The 18,184-nt window shown below is 44.8% G+C and carries 12 protein-coding genes and 1 pseudogene; 11 read left to right on the top strand and 2 right to left on the bottom strand.

Annotated features, from left to right (window positions below):
- The 4 genes from pflB to AB4623_RS03095 form a co-directional block, all read left to right on the top strand.
- Positions 1–2,047: formate C-acetyltransferase (pflB, locus tag AB4623_RS03110; RefSeq protein WP_372145740.1), on the top strand; the 2,047-nt coding region annotated here is incomplete at its 5' end.
- Positions 2,048–2,247: 200 nt separating this feature from the next.
- On the top strand, positions 2,248–3,249 hold the full coding sequence (locus AB4623_RS03105; protein ID WP_017063491.1) for a lipid A deacylase LpxR family protein: 1,002 nt from the start codon (positions 2,248–2,250) through the stop codon (positions 3,247–3,249).
- Between the two features lie 164 nt (positions 3,250–3,413).
- Complete coding sequence (pflA, locus tag AB4623_RS03100) at positions 3,414–4,154, top strand: pyruvate formate lyase 1-activating protein (RefSeq protein ID WP_010437353.1); 741 nt, start codon at positions 3,414–3,416, stop codon at positions 4,152–4,154.
- Between the two features lie 224 nt (positions 4,155–4,378).
- The gene (locus AB4623_RS03095) at positions 4,379–4,879 is read left to right on the top strand and encodes a YfbU family protein (RefSeq protein WP_017070032.1); all 501 of its coding nucleotides are present in this window, start codon (positions 4,379–4,381) and stop codon (positions 4,877–4,879) included.
- Between the two features lie 108 nt (positions 4,880–4,987).
- On the opposite strand, the pseudogene AB4623_RS03090 reads toward AB4623_RS03095, so the two are convergent.
- A pseudogene (locus tag AB4623_RS03090) lies at positions 4,988–5,128 on the bottom strand (MipA/OmpV family protein); the annotation flags it as partial.
- 379 nt (positions 5,129–5,507) lie between these two features.
- Between AB4623_RS03090 and AB4623_RS03085 the strand changes: the two are divergent.
- The 3 genes from AB4623_RS03085 (at position 5,508) to AB4623_RS03075 (ending at position 10,415) form a co-directional block, all read left to right on the top strand.
- Entirely contained in the window at positions 5,508–7,442 is a 1,935-nt protein-coding gene (locus tag AB4623_RS03085) for a PrkA family serine protein kinase (RefSeq protein ID WP_017062132.1), read from the top strand.
- Positions 7,443–7,569: 127 nt separating this feature from the next.
- Positions 7,570–8,841 (top strand): YeaH/YhbH family protein, encoded by a 1,272-nt coding sequence (locus AB4623_RS03080; protein ID WP_017062133.1) that lies wholly within the window; start codon positions 7,570–7,572, stop codon positions 8,839–8,841.
- An 11-nt stretch (positions 8,842–8,852) separates the two neighbouring features.
- The gene (locus AB4623_RS03075; protein ID WP_017062134.1) at positions 8,853–10,415 is read left to right on the top strand and encodes a SpoVR family protein; all 1,563 of its coding nucleotides are present in this window, start codon (positions 8,853–8,855) and stop codon (positions 10,413–10,415) included.
- 144 nt (positions 10,416–10,559) lie between these two features.
- Here AB4623_RS03075 and sohB read toward each other — a convergent pair whose 3' ends face one another.
- Entirely contained in the window at positions 10,560–11,621 is a 1,062-nt protein-coding gene (sohB, locus tag AB4623_RS03070; RefSeq protein ID WP_123309904.1) for a protease SohB, read from the bottom strand.
- Positions 11,622–11,764: 143 nt separating this feature from the next.
- Here sohB and AB4623_RS03065 point away from each other — a divergent pair, with 143 nt between their 5' ends.
- The 4 genes from AB4623_RS03065 (at position 11,765) to AB4623_RS03050 (ending at position 18,047) form a co-directional block, all read left to right on the top strand.
- Positions 11,765–12,505: a YciK family oxidoreductase gene (locus tag AB4623_RS03065; RefSeq protein WP_050621848.1), complete on the top strand. Its 741-nt coding sequence runs from the start codon at positions 11,765–11,767 to the stop codon at positions 12,503–12,505.
- Positions 12,506–12,660: 155 nt separating this feature from the next.
- Positions 12,661–13,368 carry a translesion DNA synthesis-associated protein ImuA gene (gene imuA / locus AB4623_RS03060; protein WP_017063488.1) on the top strand — a complete coding sequence of 236 codons (708 nt, stop codon included), beginning with the start codon at positions 12,661–12,663 and terminating at the stop codon, positions 13,366–13,368.
- Between the two features lie 3 nt (positions 13,369–13,371).
- Complete coding sequence (locus AB4623_RS03055; RefSeq protein ID WP_372145738.1) at positions 13,372–14,841, top strand: DNA polymerase Y family protein; 1,470 nt, start codon at positions 13,372–13,374, stop codon at positions 14,839–14,841.
- A gap of 113 nt (positions 14,842–14,954) precedes the next feature.
- Positions 14,955–18,047, top strand: coding sequence for an error-prone DNA polymerase (locus tag AB4623_RS03050; RefSeq protein WP_372145736.1), 3,093 nt, complete (start codon positions 14,955–14,957; stop codon positions 18,045–18,047).
- Positions 18,048–18,184 lie beyond the last annotated feature (137 nt).

The following is an 18,184-nucleotide window of genomic DNA, read 5'->3' as shown; positions in this document are numbered from 1 at the left end:
AGATCTTTCTCAATGTAACGATGCAGGTTACATTGAGAAAGATCTTGAGACTATCGTTGGTCTACAAACTGAGAAGCCACTAAAACGTGCAATCATCCCTAACGGTGGTGTACGTATGGTTGAAGGTTCTTGTAAAGCATACGGTGAAACTCTTGACCCAATGGTTTCAAAAATCTACTCAGAATACCGCAAAACACACAATGCTGGCGTTTTCGATATCTACACTCCTGATATCCTAAAATGTCGTAAGTCTGGTGTTCTGACTGGTCTTCCTGATGCTTACGGCCGTGGTCGTATCATTGGTGACTACCGTCGTGTTGCACTTTACGGTATTGATTTCCTAATGAAAGACAAAGCTGCTCAATTCGCTTCTCTACAAGAGCGTTTCGAGAACGGCGAAGATCTTTCTGCAACAATGCAATTGCGTGAAGAGATCTCTGAGCAACATCGTGCTCTAGGTCAAATCAAGCAAATGGCTGAGAAATACGGTTTCGATATCTCTGAGCCAGCTCAAACAGCTCAAGAAGCTATCCAGTGGACTTACTTCGGCTACCTAGCTGCTGTTAAATCTCAAAACGGTGCTGCAATGTCTCTAGGTCGTACTTCGACTTTCCTAGACATCTACATCGAGCGTGATATCGCTGCTGGCAAGATCACTGAAGAACAAGCACAAGAAATGATCGACCACTTCGTAATGAAACTGCGTATGGTTCGTTTCCTACGTACTCCTGAGTACGATGAGCTGTTCTCTGGCGACCCAATCTGGGCAACAGAGTCTATGGGTGGTATGGGTATCGACGGTCGTACGCTAGTAACGCGTTCGAACTTCCGTTTCCTAAACTCTCTATACACTATGGGTCCTTCTCCAGAGCCAAACATCACTGTTCTTTGGTCTGAGCAACTACCTGACGGCTTCAAGCGTTTCTGTGCGAAGGTATCTATCGATACTTCTTCTATCCAGTACGAAAATGATGACCTAATGCGTCCTGACCTAGAGTCTGATGATTACGCTATCGCTTGTTGTGTATCTCCAATGATCGTTGGTAAGCAAATGCAGTTCTTCGGTGCTCGTGCTAACCTTGCGAAAACAATGCTTTACGCAATCAACGGCGGTGTGGACGAGAAACTTAAGATGCAAGTTGGTCCTGTTTCAGACAAGATCACTGACGAAGTTCTTAACTACGATGACGTAATGGGTCGCCTAGACACATTCATGGACTGGTTAGCTAAGCAATACGTGACTGCACTAAACAGCATTCACTACATGCACGACAAGTACAGCTACGAAGCGTCTCTAATGGCTCTTCATGACCGTGACGTTCGTCGTACTATGGCTTGTGGTATCGCTGGTCTATCTGTTGCAGCTGACTCACTATCTGCAATCAAGTTCGCGACTGTTAAACCAATCCGTGACGAAGATGGCATCGCAACTGACTTCGAAATCGAAGGCGATTACCCTAAATACGGTAACAACGACTCTCGTGTAGATGATATTGCTTGTGAACTAGTTTCTACGTTCATGAACAAGATCCGTAAGCTTAAGACTTACCGTAACTCTATCCCTACACAGTCAGTTCTTACTATCACGTCTAACGTTGTATACGGTAAGAAAACTGGTAACACTCCAGACGGTCGTCGTGCTGGCGCTCCTTTCGCTCCTGGTGCAAACCCAATGCACGGTCGTGATGAGAAAGGTGCTGTAGCATCACTAACGTCTGTAGGTAAACTACCGTTTGCTGACGCACAAGATGGTATCTCTTACACGTTCTCTATCGTGCCAAACGCACTAGGTAAAGAACAAGACAGCCAACGTGCTAACCTTGCAGGCCTAATGGATGGTTACTTCCACCACGAAGCTGGCATTGAAGGTGGTCAACACCTTAACGTTAACGTTCTTAACCGCGAAACTCTTGAAGACGCAGTTAAGCACCCTGAGAAATACCCTCAGCTAACAATCCGTGTATCTGGTTACGCTGTTCGCTTTAACTCTCTAACTGCAGAGCAACAAGCTGACGTAATCGCACGTACATTTACTGAGTCTCTATAAGCTCACGCTCAATAGACAGTAAATAATATTAGCCTCGCCAATGTGCGGGGCTTTTTTATATCTGAAATAAATCGCACTACACTCACCTATCCCGCGAAATGTTAGGTTGAGCAAAAAAGCACCCTGCCATTCACTTTTTTTCCACAAATTCTGTCAAATTACGGTAATATCGCGGTTCATAATTTAAGAGTAACTGCTCCATGAAATACCTGCGTTGTTTACCCCTGATTCTTCTCTCTTTCTCATCTTTAGCCTCTGAGCGTTCTACGTTAACTTTTGCTTTAGATAATGATGGTATTTTTGGTGTCGACCAAGACTATACCAACGGCTTATTTCTGGGTTACACATCATCAAGTATTACGCCATATAACTGGGTAAAACCATTGAGTCTTTCCTACTGGGGCGCAAGCTCTCTAGACAAGTGGGAAATCACCATTGGCCACAAGATGTATACGCCTTCTGACATTGAGTTAGAAACGCCATCGCCTAATGATCGCCCATACGCAGGTTACCTTCACACTGAATTCAATTACATCAGCTTAAACCCACAGCAAGCCCAGCGTTTTAATATCACGTTTGGTACTACGGGCGAACGTGCACTGTCTGAAGATGCTCAAAAGCTGGTTCACTCAATCACTAAGTCGGATGAGCCGATGGGTTGGGAATACCAAGTCGATGATGAATGGGCGGGAAGCGTTGGTTACCTAAGCCATTTCAACCTAATGCGTAATCAAGCTCTTGCGAATACTGACTACGAAATCTCTAACGTTTCTGAAATCAACGTCGGTAACTTTAGAAGTGACATTTCAACGGGCTTCATGTTTCGTTGGGGTACAGACTTAGGCGGTAACTTTGGTGCAGCTAACATCACCACAGAAAACCCATTCAAACCGGGCATGATCGGCGCATCAAACGCTGGTTGGTTTACCTATGCAGGCCTCGAAGGTCGCTACCGATTCAACGACCTGACTATCGAAGGCGATCGCTCAGGTGTTGATGAGTACGCTAATAAAAACAACGAAGATCCAGCGATCTACGATGTGACTTTAGAGAACATTCAAGCAACTGCTGTATTGGGTGTCGCTTGGTATAACCGATACGTTGGTGCCTCTTTAGCGCTAACCGCAAAAACACCGGATTACGAAGAAGCGAAAGAGTCAGTGTACACCACTGGCGGTATCACAATGTTTGCTTTCTTCTAGCCACCAGTAAGGGCTTTCGTCCTTTACTTTTCAAGTTTAATAAAGGCAATCATCTTCACAGGTGGTTGCCTTTATTTTTAAAGGTCTCGTTACCATTTGACCCTATTTTATGTACCGTTTTTGTAATAAAATAAACGGTATAAATTCCTCTACGAGAATAGCTCATGTCTACAACTGGTCGCATTCACTCATTCGAATCTTGTGGTACTGTCGATGGCCCTGGTATCCGCTTTATTGTGTTTCTTCAAGGCTGCTTAATGCGTTGTATGTACTGTCATAACCGTGATACATGGGATCTTCATGACGGAAAGGAAGTAACGGTCGAAGAGATCATCAACGAAGCAAAATCATACCGTCATTTCATGAAAGCATCGGGCGGTGGTATCACCTGTTCTGGTGGTGAAGCGATGCTACAACCTGAGTTTGTTCGTGATTTTTTCCGCGCAGCTCAAGCTGAAGGCATCCACACTTGTCTTGATACTAATGGCTACATTCGTAAGCACACTGAAGTGGTTGACGAAGTACTAGAAGCCTCTGATCTAGTGATGCTCGATCTTAAGCACATGCGAGATGAGATTCACCACGATTTCATTGGTGTATCAAACAGACGTACTCTGGATTTTGCGCGCTACCTACACAAAATCGGTAAGAAGACGTGGATTCGTTATGTGATTGTCCCTGGCTACACGGACACGCCTGAAGATGCTCATCTGCTAGGTGAATTCATCAAAGACATGGATAACATCGAGAAAGTAGAGCTGCTTCCATACCATAAGCTGGGTGCACATAAGTGGGAAGCACTTGGTTTTGACTACCCTCTTGAAGGTACAAATCCGCCAAGCAAAGAGAAAATGGATGAGATTGTTGCTGTTCTTAGCCAGTATCATTCAAACGTAAAATACTAATACTGCAGACGATGCTCAACCTCTATTTTAAACGCCTCAATTTCGATTGGGGCGTTTTCTTTTCTAGCGCTAACTATCCTTTCACTTTTCTTTACAACTTTTGTTTATCAATTAAAAAAATCATATTAAATCCGTGTTGAGATCATGTTTCCACGCGTAGGAATGCTGTTACTCTTACTGCAACAAAAGAATATAACATTTAGTTTTTTAGTGAGGCTCATCCCATGGAAATGACCAATGCTCAGCGTCTAATTCTATCAAATCAATACTACCTAATGTCTCAAATGAACCCTGAGAACTCGGCGAAATACCAGCGTCTACAAACGATTGTAGAACGTGGTTACGAACTCCAAATGCGTGAACTTAACAAAGAGTTTGGTTGTTTGACTGAAGCAGAATGTCGCGAAATTATCGACATCATGGAGATGTACCATGCAATGCAAGAGTCGAACAAAATGCTTGCAGAACAAGAGCGTGCTGAAGTAGACCAACGTCGCCTGCAGTTCTTAGGTTTTGATATCGCTTCTGAAGCGCAGATCGTACACTACGTGCGTTTCCTTGTTGATTCTGAAGGTCTTTACCCTCAATTCGACAAAGCCGATCACCACTTCAATAGCCAGATGCCAATGCTAGAGAAGTACCGTCGCATGCTAACAACATGGCGCAACTGCCCTCGTCAGTACCACCTATGTGCGACAGAGCTATCTCAAATCTTTAGCGCTTAATTCGTTAATAGATCAGCGATAACTTTTAAAAAGTTTCAAGAAAAAGGGTTACTCATCATGAGTAACCCTTTTTTTAATGTTCGCACACAAAGAGAAAAACCAAAGCAACTAGAAAACGTAAGCAACACCAACGTTCGCGGCCATGTTGATACCACTTTCAAGTATTGGGCTATTCTCTATATCACCTTCAAGGTTGGTATAACGAACGCCACCAGTTACTCGAACATTTGGCGTAACATGCAGATAGCCACTATTTTGAACCCATTATTCTTCACTACATCTACCTATTTATTGAGCAATTTTTGATAACTTCGCGCATTATATGGTACTCCATTCCAAAAATCAATAGAGCCCAGTTATACATCTAATGCACATAAATCCATTGTGAGTATTGTTAAGCGACCTAAAATCTCAAAACAAACGGCCAGATCCCCTCGAATGTAAAATAATTTGATTCTACGCGCCTCAAGTTGCCTATTGCGCTCGCCACGTTTTTCACACGCAAAATTGTAAATAAATACATAATTGTTAAGCAAAATTGTGGAAGCGGGTCTAACCTTAAAATGTAGGGAGAGCCTATTTTTCAATCGCTCGTCAGTTTTGACTGGTTAACAAGGGGAATGTGACTATGAGTATCTTTGACCACTATCAATCACGTTATGAAGCAGCCAAGGAAGAAGAGCTGACATTGCAGGAGTTCTTAGGGCTGTGTAAAGACGATAAAAGTGCTTACGCTAATGCTGCCGAGCGCTTATTACTAGCCATTGGCGAACCAGAGGTTATTGACACTGCTCAAGACCCTCAACTGAGTCGTATTTTCTCGAACCGTGTCATCTCACGCTACAGCGAATTTAAAGATTTCTACGGTATGGAAGATGCGATTGAACAGATTGTTTCTTACTTAAAACATGCTGCGCAAGGTTTAGAAGAACGTAAACAAATCCTTTACCTACTTGGCCCTGTGGGCGGTGGTAAATCTTCTCTCGCTGAAAAACTCAAAGCCCTGATGCAGAAACTACCAATCTATGTATTGTCTGCTGACGGTGAACGAAGCCCAGTAAACGATCACCCATTCTGTCTATTCGACGTTAACGAAGACGGCGACTTATTGAAGAATGAATATGGCATTGAGAAACGCTATCTTCGCTCAATTATGTCTCCGTGGGCAGCGAAACGTCTGCACGATTTTGGCGGTGATATTTCCAAATTCAAAGTCATCAAACTGCGCCCTTCTATTCTCGATCAAGTTGCGATCGCGAAAACGGAGCCAGGTGATGAAAACAACCAAGATATCTCGTCTCTGGTTGGTAAAGTTGATATTCGTAAACTTGAACACTTCTCTCAAGATGATCCTGATGCCTACAGCTACTCTGGTGCGCTTTGTAAAGCCAACCAAGGTGTGATGGAATTCGTGGAGATGTTCAAAGCGCCAATCAAAGTATTACACCCTCTACTTACGGCAACACAAGAAGGTAACTTCAACGGTACCGAAGGGCTTTCTGCACTGCCATTTGACGGTATGATTCTCGCTCACTCGAACGAATCTGAGTGGCAGACCTTCCGTAACAACAAAAACAACGAAGCATTCCTCGACCGTGTGTACATTGTAAAAGTCCCTTACTGTCTGCGTGTGTCTGAAGAAGTTAAGATCTACAAGAAACTGCTTGAGCACAGTGAGCTATCCCAAGCGCCTTGCTCACCAAGCACACTCGATCTGCTATCGCAATTCAGCATTCTTTCGAGACTAAAAGAGCCTGAAAACTCATCTCTATTCTCTAAGATGCGTGTTTACGATGGTGAGACTCTAAAAGACACCGATCCAAAAGCGAAGAGCTACCAAGAGTACCGAGATTATGCTGGCGTTGACGAAGGCATGTCTGGGCTATCAACGCGTTTCGCCTTTAAGATCCTGTCTCGTGTGTTTAACTTCGACCAAGCCGAAGTGGCCGCGAACCCAGTGCACCTGTTCTACGTTATTGAGCAGCAAATCGAACGGGAGCAGTTCCCTCAAGAGACCGCCGAGAAGTACCTAGAGTTCTTGAAAGGATACCTAGTGCCACGCTACGTAGAGTTCATCGGTAAAGAAATTCAAACCGCTTATCTAGAGTCTTACTCTGAGTACGGTCAGAATATCTTCGACCGCTATGTCACCTACGCAGATTTCTGGATTCAAGACCAAGAGTACCGCGACCCAGAAACAGGCCAACTATTTGACCGTGCTTCTCTGAATGGTGAACTAGAGAAAATCGAGAAGACAGCCGGTATCAGTAACCCTAAAGACTTCCGAAATGAGATTGTGAACTTTGTGCTTCGTGCCAAAGCCAACAATAACGGTCAAAACCCAGTGTGGACGAGCTACGAGAAACTGCGCACTGTGATTGAGAAGAAAATGTTCTCTAACACAGAAGAGCTACTTCCTGTTATTTCGTTCAATGCTAAGACCTCAACGGATGATCAGAAAAAACATGACGACTTCGTTGCTCGTATGATGGAAAAAGGCTACACCGAGAAGCAAGTGAGACTGCTATCTGAGTGGTACCTAAGAGTTCGTAAATCCTCATAACTAAACGGTATTGAGCTGCTCAACTGAGCAGCTCGTATAAACCAATAACTTTTATACCTTAGTAAATCAATAACTCTTATACCCGAATAAAAAGTAGGATCGCGACATCAGCTGAGAGGGAGTTCTTATGGCACAATTTATCGATCGGAGGCTCAATGGCAAAAATAAGAGTGCTGTGAATAGACAGCGTTTCTTACGACGCCATAAAGAGCAAATCAAAGAATCTGTGGCCGATGCAGTTAACCGACGCTCAATCACCAATACAGAAACAGGTGAAGACGTCACTATTCCCCATAAAGACATCAAAGAGCCGAACTTTCACCAAGGTCAAGGCGGCGTAAGAGAGCGCGTTCACCCAGGTAATGATCAGTTCATCACTGGCGATAAAATCGAACGCCCTAAAGGTGGTGGTCAAGGTGGTGGCTCAGGCCAAGGCGACGCAAGCCCTGATGGCGAAGGCCAAGATGAATTTACCTTCCAAATTTCAAAAGATGAGTATCTTGATATTCTCTTTGAAGATTTAGCTCTACCTAATCTAGAGAAAAATCAGGTCAACAAAATCACCGAATGGAAAACTCACCGCTCTGGTTACCAAAGCGCGGGGATTCCATCCAACATCGCTATCGTTCGTTCACTACAGCAATCTCTGGCTCGTAGAACCGCGATGACAGCAGGTAAAAAGCGCGAGCTTAACCTACTGATGGAACAGCTTGACCAAGTTAAAATGACGGAGCCGGCACAACCTTTTGAGGAAGGTCGCCTCAAAGAAGAGATTGCCGAGTTACGTAAAAAGATTGAAAGCGTGCCGTTCATTGACACCTTCGACTTACGTTTTAAAAACTACGAGAAGCGCCCTATTCCATCTAGCCAAGCCGTGATGTTCTGTCTAATGGATGTATCGGGCTCTATGGATCAGGCCACAAAAGATATTGCGAAGCGCTTTTATGTTCTTCTGTATCTGTTCTTAAATCGCACCTACGAAAACGTCGATGTTGTGTTTATTCGTCACCATACTCAGGCTAAAGAGGTCGACGAACATGAGTTTTTCTACTCACAAGAAACGGGTGGCACCATTGTTTCAAGCGCACTGAAACTGATGAAGGAAATTGTCGCAGACCGCTACCCTGCTAATGAGTGGAACATCTATGCAGCACAAGCCTCTGATGGCGATAACTGGGCTGATGACTCTCCTCGCTGTAAAGAGTTACTGGTCAATACGCTTCTGCCAACTTGCCAATATTACTCTTACATCGAAATAACACGCCGCTCTCATCAAACACTTTGGCACGAATACGAAAAACTCGAGAGTAGCTTTGACAACTTCGCCATGAAAAACATTAAAACGGTGGATGATATTTTTCCTGTGTTTAGAGAACTGTTCCAGAAAGAGACAGCGTAAGGGAGTTTGCCATGACAGCGAAATCAAACGTTGCAGAGAAAAACAAAGCTGCAAAAAAGAAAAACGACAAGATGCTGCCTGATGGTCCAGATTGGACGTTCAACCTCTTGGAGAAATACCACGTAGAAATCAAACGTGTTGCGCAGCATTACCGTTTAGATACTTACCCAAACCAGATTGAAGTGATTACTTCAGAACAGATGATGGATGCCTACTCGAGCATTGGTATGCCTATCAATTACAACCACTGGTCTTTTGGTAAGAAATTCATTCAAACCGAGCAAAACTACAAGCATGGCCAAATGGGCTTGGCATACGAAATCGTAATCAACTCCGATCCTTGTATCGCTTACCTGATGGAAGAGAACACGGTCACAATGCAGGCGCTGGTAATGGCTCACGCTTGTTATGGCCACAACTCTTTCTTTAAAGGCAACTACCTGTTCCAAACATGGACCGATGCCAGTTCCATCATCGATTACTTGTTGTTTGCTAAGAAGTACATCAGTGGTTGTGAAGAGAAATATGGTGTTGCTGAAGTCGAGCAGCTCCTTGATTCTTGTCACGCACTGATGAATTACGGCGTAGACCGATACAAACGCCCTGAGAAGATTTCCATTGCAGAAGAGACAGCAAGACAAGAAGAACGCGAAGCTTATCTGCAATCTCAAGTGAATGAGCTATGGCGAACCGTTCCTCAAAATAAAAGTAAGGAAGAAGAGACCAAGATCCGCTTTCCTAGCGAGCCTCAAGAAAACATTCTCTACTTTATCGAGAAGAACGCACCACTGCTTGAACCTTGGCAACGAGAGTGTGTTCGCATCGTTCGCAAAGTGAGCCAATACTTCTACCCTCAAAAACAAACTCAAGTGATGAACGAAGGCTGGGCAACCTTCTGGCATTACACCATTCTTAACCACCTTTACGACGAAGGCTTGGTGAGTGATAAGTTCATCTTAGAATTCCTACACAGCCATACCAGTGTCGTCGCACAACCTGCCTACAACAGTCCTTATTTCAGCGGGATAAACCCTTATGCGCTTGGCTTTGCGATGTTTAGAGACATCCGACGCATCTGTGAAGAGCCAACCGATGAAGATAGAGAGTGGTTCCCTGAGTTAGCCGGAAGTGATTGGTTAGAAGCGGTGCACTTTGCGATGCACAACTTCAAAGATGAAAGTTTCATCAGCCAATACCTTTCTCCAAAAATCATTCGAGACTTTAAGCTGTTCTCTGTACTCGACGACGACCGTAAAAATACCATTGAGGTGAGTGCTATTCATGATGATCCGGGCTATCGCCTGATTCGTGAGAAGCTTGCGGCGCAATACAACCTAAGTAACCTTGAACCAAACATTCAGGTGTTTAATGTCGATGTTCGTGGTGACCGCTCAATGACACTGCAATATGTGCCTCACGACCGCATCCCGCTTGATAAAGGCTACGACGAAGTGATGAAGCATCTCTATCGCTTGTGGGGCTTTGATGTGATTTTGGAAGAGCTCAAAGACACGGGTCATCGAGAAATCCTGACGACTTGTCCGAAACGCAATGACTATGGAGCCAAGATTTAATACCCATCATAGTAAGTAGATTATGGGTATAAAACTCCGCTCCCCCTACAACATAGTGGTCACCCGCTCGGAAGTGGAGCAATAAAAAAGCGCATAAGTCTGATGACTTATGCGCTTTCTTTTGAAGGCTCGAACTAAATAAGCTTAAACAATCGGCTTTTGACCGCGTTCAATCAGCTTCATCAGCACGCTGTCTGCAGATTTACCTGCCACGCCAGCTAGCTTGTCTGACAGCTTTTTCTTCTGTACATAGTGAATCGCTAGAACCGTCTTGTCTTTGCATGCTTCAACAACTAAGTCATCAGAAGTACGGATCTCATCCACCAGTCCAAGTTCATGTGCTTGTGTACCAAACCAGTGTTCACCCGTTGCTACTTTTTCAAGATCTAACGCAGGACGATGGTCACGGATGAAGTCTTTGAATAGGCCATGTGTTTCTTCTAGCTCTTCTTTAAACTTCTCACGTGCTTTATCGCTGTTCTCACCAAACATAGTAAGCGTGCGTTTGTACTCACCCGCCGTTAGCTGCTCGAACTCAATATCGTGCTTTTTAAGTAGTTTGTTGAAGTTTGGCAGTTGAGCGATAACACCAATAGAGCCAACAATAGCAAACGGTGCAGATACAATTTTGTCTGCGATACATGCCATCATGTAACCGCCGCTTGCCGCCACTTTGTCTACCGAGATAGTCAGAGGCAAACCTGCCGCTTTGATACGATCAAGTTGAGAAGACGCTAAACCATAGCCGTGAACCATGCCACCGCCAGACTCAAGTTTCAGCAATACTTCATCACCTTCACGAGCCACAGCCAGAACCGCCGTTACCTCTTCACGTAATGAAGCCACTTCTTTCGCATCAATGCTGCCGTTAAAATCAAGAACGAATAGATGTGGTTCACGCTTACTATCAAGCTCACCCTCTTTCGCTGCTTTCTTCACTTCTTTACCGCGTGATTTTACTTTCTCTTTTTCCGCTTTCTTTTCTGCTTTATCACGGGCTTTGATGAAAGCATCATCATGTAGATGGTGCTCTAGTTGTTCAATCGTCTGTTTATGATGTTCAGATAGGTTCGTGATTTCCAGCTCACCTTTAATCGCGCTTGATTTCCCACCCACAGATTTAGCAATCACTAAAATTGCGATGATGGCGATTACAACGGTCGCAATCTTGGCTAAAAACAAGCCGTAGTCCAACAAAAATTCCAATGTCATATCCCCTATTGTATGAATTAGTGTATTGTAACCATCTTGTCACGATTACCAAGAATTTCTCATCATTCCTGCGGTTATCTGTGTGATTAAACATCAATGGAATGACGAACATAATAAAAGAAAGAAGGATAAGCACAGTGGATTACCCAATCTCTACAGATGCCCTCAAAGATAAAGTAATTTTGGTTACAGGTGCCGGTGCTGGCATTGGTCGCCAAGCAGCACTAAGCTTCGCTCAACATGGTGCAACTGTCATTCTGTTAGGCCGCAATGTTAAAAACCTTGAATTCATTTACGATGAAATCGAAAGCGCTGGTTACCCACAACCTGCGATTATCCCATTGGATTTAAAAGGTGCGACAAAGCAGAACTACGTTGATATGGCTGAAACCATTGAATCACAGTTCGGTCGTTTAGACGGTCTACTGCATAATGCTGGCGTTCTTGGCACTCTAAGCCCGTTTGAGCAGATTGATGAAGAAACCTTTGATGATGTTATGCAGATCAATGTGAAATCTGAGTTCTTGATGACTCAAGCTCTGCTACCTGCACTTAAAAAAGCAGAAGCGGGTCGCATCGTATTTACCTCTTCAACGGTTGGTCACTCTGGCCGCGCATTCTGGGGCACTTACGCGATTTCTAAGTTTGCTACCGAAGGTATGATGCAAATCTTAGCGGACGAGCTTGAAGACACGAACATCCGTGTTAACGCAATCAACCCGGGCGGCACTCAAACACGCATGCGTGCAAAAGCGTACCCAGGAGAAGATGCGAATAAGCTAAAAACGCCACTCGACATCATCCCACTGTACCTACATTTAATGAACCCAAGCGTGACAGATATTAATGGCCAATGTATCGATGCTCAACCTAAGTAACTGATATCATTAACCAACAGTAAAAAGTCGCTTCCATAGCGACTTTTTTTGTATCTAAATCAACCATCTAATACTTACTGCCGCTAATTTTCATCATTTCTCTTTGCATCTTTTTCATTGTTAAATATACTGTATAGATATACAGGTATTTAATTATGCATGAACTAATAAAAAACTTACAAGACCGCCAGCTAATCTGGAAAGGGTTACAATCAACAACGCAAGGAAGTACCACTTCAACAGGCTATCCTCAACTGGATAAACAGCTTGATGGCGGCTTCCCGACGCACGGCGTTATTGAAGTTGAATCACAACAAGGGATCGGCGAGCTTCGCCTACTGACGCCCTATTTATCTCAACAAAACTCGCAAAAACTGGCCATATTCATTAACCCGCCAGGGAAGATCTGTGCTGAGTTTTTTAACAGCCAAGGCATTGAATTAGAAAACATTCTCGTTATCCAGCCTCAACGCGATCTCGATGCGTTGTGGGCAGCTGAGCAGTGCCTCAAAAGCGGCGCTTGTCACTCTGTATTGCTATGGGGAGCCGATCTAGAAATACACCAAACAAAGCGCCTACAAGCAGCCAGTGAAACCGGTAAGTGCCTGCAGTTTCACTTTAAAGCCACCAGCCATAATCAATTATCCCTGCCCGTTTCCTTAAGCATGAAACTCTCTTCTCACGCGCAGGGATTAAAGGTTGAAGTGACTAAGAGAAAAGGCAGCTGGTCGTATGGCAGCTTTATTCTAGACATGACACACTACTGGCCGTTACTCACAGAGAAAGTCGTTTATGAAGACAATTCAGACCGCGCTTTGTCTGGTAACACTGTGCTGGCTTTTCCTATTGCGAAGCAAGGCTAACGTATGTTGTGGCTTTATCTGCACTTTCCATCTCTGCAGTTGGATACCTTGTTTAACTCTAATGAATTGGGTTCGAGCGAAGACTCACGCGAACAACCTATTATCATCGTGGATGAAAAAGATCACCATGTACTGCAAGCAAACCCAGCTGCGCTGCAATCGGGAATTTCGCTTGGTATGGGCTTAGGGTCTGCAGCAGCTTTGTGCCACAACTTACACGTCCACCCTTACAGTATTGAACTGGAGAAAAGTAAGCTTAAAGAGATCGCTCAATGGGCGTATCTGGTCACTTCCGACATGGCGTTATTGCCACCTAATGGTTTGTTGATTAAAGCCTCTAACATGCTGTCACTTTACGACGGGCTAGATAACTACTGGCATGAGCTCAAAAGCCACTTAGAAACGCTCAATATCCAGTTCAGCTTCGCTACGGGTTATTCGCCGCTTTCTGCGATCCTTTTGGGTAAGCAAGCGATCAACCAAGCAACAAACAATATTGAGCAGATGAAAACTTGGGTCAATCAACAAGCATTAATTTCCAGTGAGCTACCGACCAAGCAAGTGGAACGCCTGAACCGTGTCGGTATCAATACCGTTGAAGACTTATTAAAGCTGCCTTTGCAAGAGGTCGCACGCCGCTTTGATATCGACTTGGTGAATTATGTCGGTCGCCTTAACGGCCAGTTCAAGCACCCGATTGATTTCTATCATCCACCAGAGAATTTCCAGCAATATTTGGAGCTATTGTTTGATATTGAAAACATCCTATTTATCGAAAAGCCGTTGCTGAAATTACTGAATCAACTCGAATGTTTTTTGAAGCTACGCGATCGAGTGGCTTTCGAGTTAACTCTGACTTTACACCTAAGAGATAAAGACGATCACCCTGTCTCTTTTTATTCGGCACAAGGTGATTACCTTGCTGAAAAATGGGCGAACCTTACTCATCTCACCTTAGAGTCACTCAAGCTCACCGCACCGGTTCAAGGACTGACCCTCAGCTTGGTTCGTCATGGAGAACCCCAAATGGCCTACTATGATCTTTTTGATGGTAATACCGGAACACTTGCCGCGTTAGATTTGCTCTCATTACTGCAAGCAAAGCTTGGGCAGGCCTGTATTAAAACACCGAAAATACAGCACGACCCAAGGCCAGAAAAGGCCAATCAGTATTCGCTCCCAACACTGAGTAAATCTGTGGCAAAAAGGCAAACGCCCCCAGAGAGCGAGCAACAAACCATAGCTCTTAGCGTCGTTCAACAGCGGCTCAGGCCCAGTATTTTACTGCCAGAGCCCGAAGCCTTAACCGAAAGCGTCACCTTATCTCAAGGCCCAGAGCGCATTGTGTCTGGCTGGTGGGACGGAGAGAAGGTCATTCGTGACTACTTTATTGCTCACAGCGAAAACGGTCGGTGGCTCTGGATATTTAGAACGCCAGATAAACAGTGGTTTTTGCACGGCTTATTTAGCTAGTCGGTAAGAACGTAAGTCAGCAAGAAACTTTGTTAGCTCCTCCGTTCTACTTATTCAATTTCAGCGTCCCTTTTCAATCATGTTCACTCGCAATGGTTAAGTGAGATTACGTTATGTCTCAGCAATACTCAGAGCTATTTTGCCAAAGCAATTACTCCTTCCTTGAGGGAGCCTCACACGCAGAGGAGCTTGTTTTACAGGCCGATTTCTTGCGTTACAAAGCACTCGCGGTTACTGATGAGTGCTCAGTCGCGGGCATCGTTAAGGTTCACTCTGCGATCAAGCAACATAAACTATCACTCAAGCAAATTGTCGGGAGCATGTTTTGGCTAAATGAAGAGTGCCAAGTGGTCTTGATATGCCCAAACAGACAAGCCTACGCCGAGCTGTGCCGTATTATTACCAACGCGAGACGTCGTAGCAGCAAGGGACATTATCAGCTCTCTGAGTGGGATATCATGTCGGCTAAGCACTGCTTTATTCTTTGGCTTCCTCAACAGAAAAATGAAGACGCACACTGGGGGCAATGGCTCTCCCAGCATCATTCAGGTCGGTTGTGGATCGGCTTACAAAGACACCTAAAGCAAACCGACCAGCAGTACACAGATTACTGCGTTGAGCTGTCACAACATCACCAACTGCCGATTACAGCTTGTGGTGGTGTGTTGATGCACAATGCGAATCGCTTACCCTTGCAGCACTCACTCACTGCGATAAAGTACCAAAAGCCCATTACCGAAGTGGGCAGTCACTTACTCGCTAATGCCGAGCGCTGTTTACGGAGTATCAATAAGCTCTCTCATATCTTCAAAGCGGAGTGGCTAGAAGAGAGCAACCGTATCGCTGAGCTGTGTGAATTTGATTTAAATAGCTTGCGATACGAATATCCCAGTGAGCTGATTCCTCAAGGGGAGACACCCATGAGTTATCTGCGCATGTTGGTCGAAAAAGGAAAACAGACTCGCTTCCCACAAGGTGTACCTAACGACATCCAACAAATCATAGATAAAGAATTGGGATTAATTGACGAGCTTGACTACCCTTTCTTTTTTCTCACCATTCATGACATCGTGATGTTTGCCAAAAGCCAAGGCATTCTTTACCAAGGTCGAGGTTCAGCGGCCAATTCCGTGGTCTGTTACTGCTTAGAAATCACCTCTGTCGACCCAAGACAGATCTCGGTGCTGTTTGAGCGTTTCATCAGTAAAGAGCGCGATGAGCCGCCTGATATTGATGTCGATTTTGAACACGAACGTCGTGAAGAAGTCATCCAATACATCTATAAAAAATACGGTAGAGAACGGGCTGCACTTGCTGCAACAGTCATCTCTTATCGCTTCAAAAGTGCGGTGAGAGATGTGGGGAAAGCATTAGGGCTACAAGAAACTCAGCTCGACTACTTCATCAAGAACACCAATCGCAGGGACAAAAGCTTAGGTTGGCAGGCTCAGCTCACTCAATTAGGGCTACAACCTGATTCTTTGAAGGGGCAGCAGTTTATCCACTTGGTTAATGAGATTATCGGCTTCCCACGTCACTTATCTCAACATGTCGGTGGCTTTGTCATATCCTCAGGGCCTTTGTATGAGCTGGTTCCCGTCGAAAATGCAGCGATGCACGATCGAACCATTATCCAATGGGATAAGGATGATCTAGAAACCTTGGGCTTGCTGAAAGTTGATGTGCTCGCGTTGGGTATGCTCTCTGCGATTCGTAAATGTTTCGACCTGATCAAACGTATTCACGGGCGATCACTGACCATTGCTGAGATCACTCGCCTTAAGGACGATCCTCAGGTTTACGGCATGATTCAGCGAGCAGACACAGTCGGGATATTCCAAATTGAGTCACGCGCACAAATGAGCATGCTGCCAAGGCTTAAACCGAAGACTTATTACGACTTGGTGATTCAAATCGCTATCGTACGCCCAGGCCCTATTCAGGGTGATATGGTGCATCCGTTTCTCAAGCGTCGAGATGGCATTGAGCCAATCAGTTATCCATCTAAAGACGTGGAATCAGTACTGTCGCGCACCTTAGGTGTACCGATATTCCAAGAGCAAGTGATCAAACTCGCGATGGTCGCTGCAGGGTTCACAGGCGGAGAAGCAGATCAACTCAGACGGGCAATGGCCGCTTGGAAGAAAAATGGCAACGTCTTTAAGTTTAAAAACAAACTCATCGAAGGAATGCAAAAGCGCGGCTATGATACAGAGTTTGCTGAGCAGATCTTTAAACAGATATGCGGCTTTGGCGAGTACGGTTTTCCTGAAAGCCACTCCGCTTCGTTTGCGGTGTTAGCGTATTGCTCCGCTTGGTTGAAATGCTACTACCCAGAGTGCTTCTACGCTTCTTTGTTGAATAGCCAACCGATGGGGTTTTATAGCCCTTCACAGTTAGTACAAGACGCACAACGACACAATGTGGTGATACTTCCGGTATGTGTGAACGCTTCTCAAAACGACCACACGGTTGCCCCTCATCAGAATGGTCTAGCGATTCGCTTAGGGCTGCGACAAATCAAAGGATTCAGCGAGCATGGAATTCAAAGCGTGCTCGCCAATCGTCCACCATCCGGTTATCGCCACCCTAGTCAGGTGAAACAGTTATCGATGAATAAGAAAGATATCGAGCTACTGGCATCGGCCAATGCGCTACATAACGTTTCTGGAGACCGCTTCCAGACTCGCTGGGCGATCATGGACTCGGCGTCGGATTTACCTCTGTTTAGCCAAGCCTATGACGATGCTGAGGCAGGACATGACGAACATGTACTGCACAAGCCCAATGAGATGCAAGATCTACTCGAAGACTTCACCAGTGTCGGAATTTCATTGAACAAGCACCCCATCACTTTGCTCGAAGAAGCAGGACGATTAGGTCGATTCACACACATGAAAGATTTAATACAGCAAAGACACAAATCTATGGTCACCGTTGTCGGATTAGTCACAGGTAAACAATCTCCCGGCACCGCGGCAGGTGTCACCTTTGTTACGCTGGAAGATAGCACTGGCAATATTAATGTCGTGGTATGGGGAGCAACCGCACGCGCTCAACAGCAAGCTTATCTCACAGCCAAGGCGTTAAAAGTACAAGGGATATTAGAAAAAGAAGGTGAAGTCGTGCATGTTATCGCGGGAAAACTTATCGATATTACCGATGAAATTGTTGGCTTGAAAACCAAATCTCGGGATTTTCATTAGCGAAGTACCAACTGTTCTCAATCGATCATTGGCTAAAGAAAAGAGAGAAAGAAAAACGAAAAAGGGAAGCATCCGCTTCCCTTCAATTCCAGTTGTTGAGTTATGACTCAACTTCAGCTTCCGTACGTCTTTTCTTA

It is taken from the genome of Vibrio sp. 10N.222.52.C12, assembly GCF_041474215.1.
GTDB classification, from domain to species: Bacteria; Pseudomonadota; Gammaproteobacteria; order Enterobacterales; family Vibrionaceae; genus Vibrio; species Vibrio crassostreae_C.
Note: the sequence above shows the minus strand (reverse complement) of the source record. Positions and strands in the feature narration are given on the sequence as shown.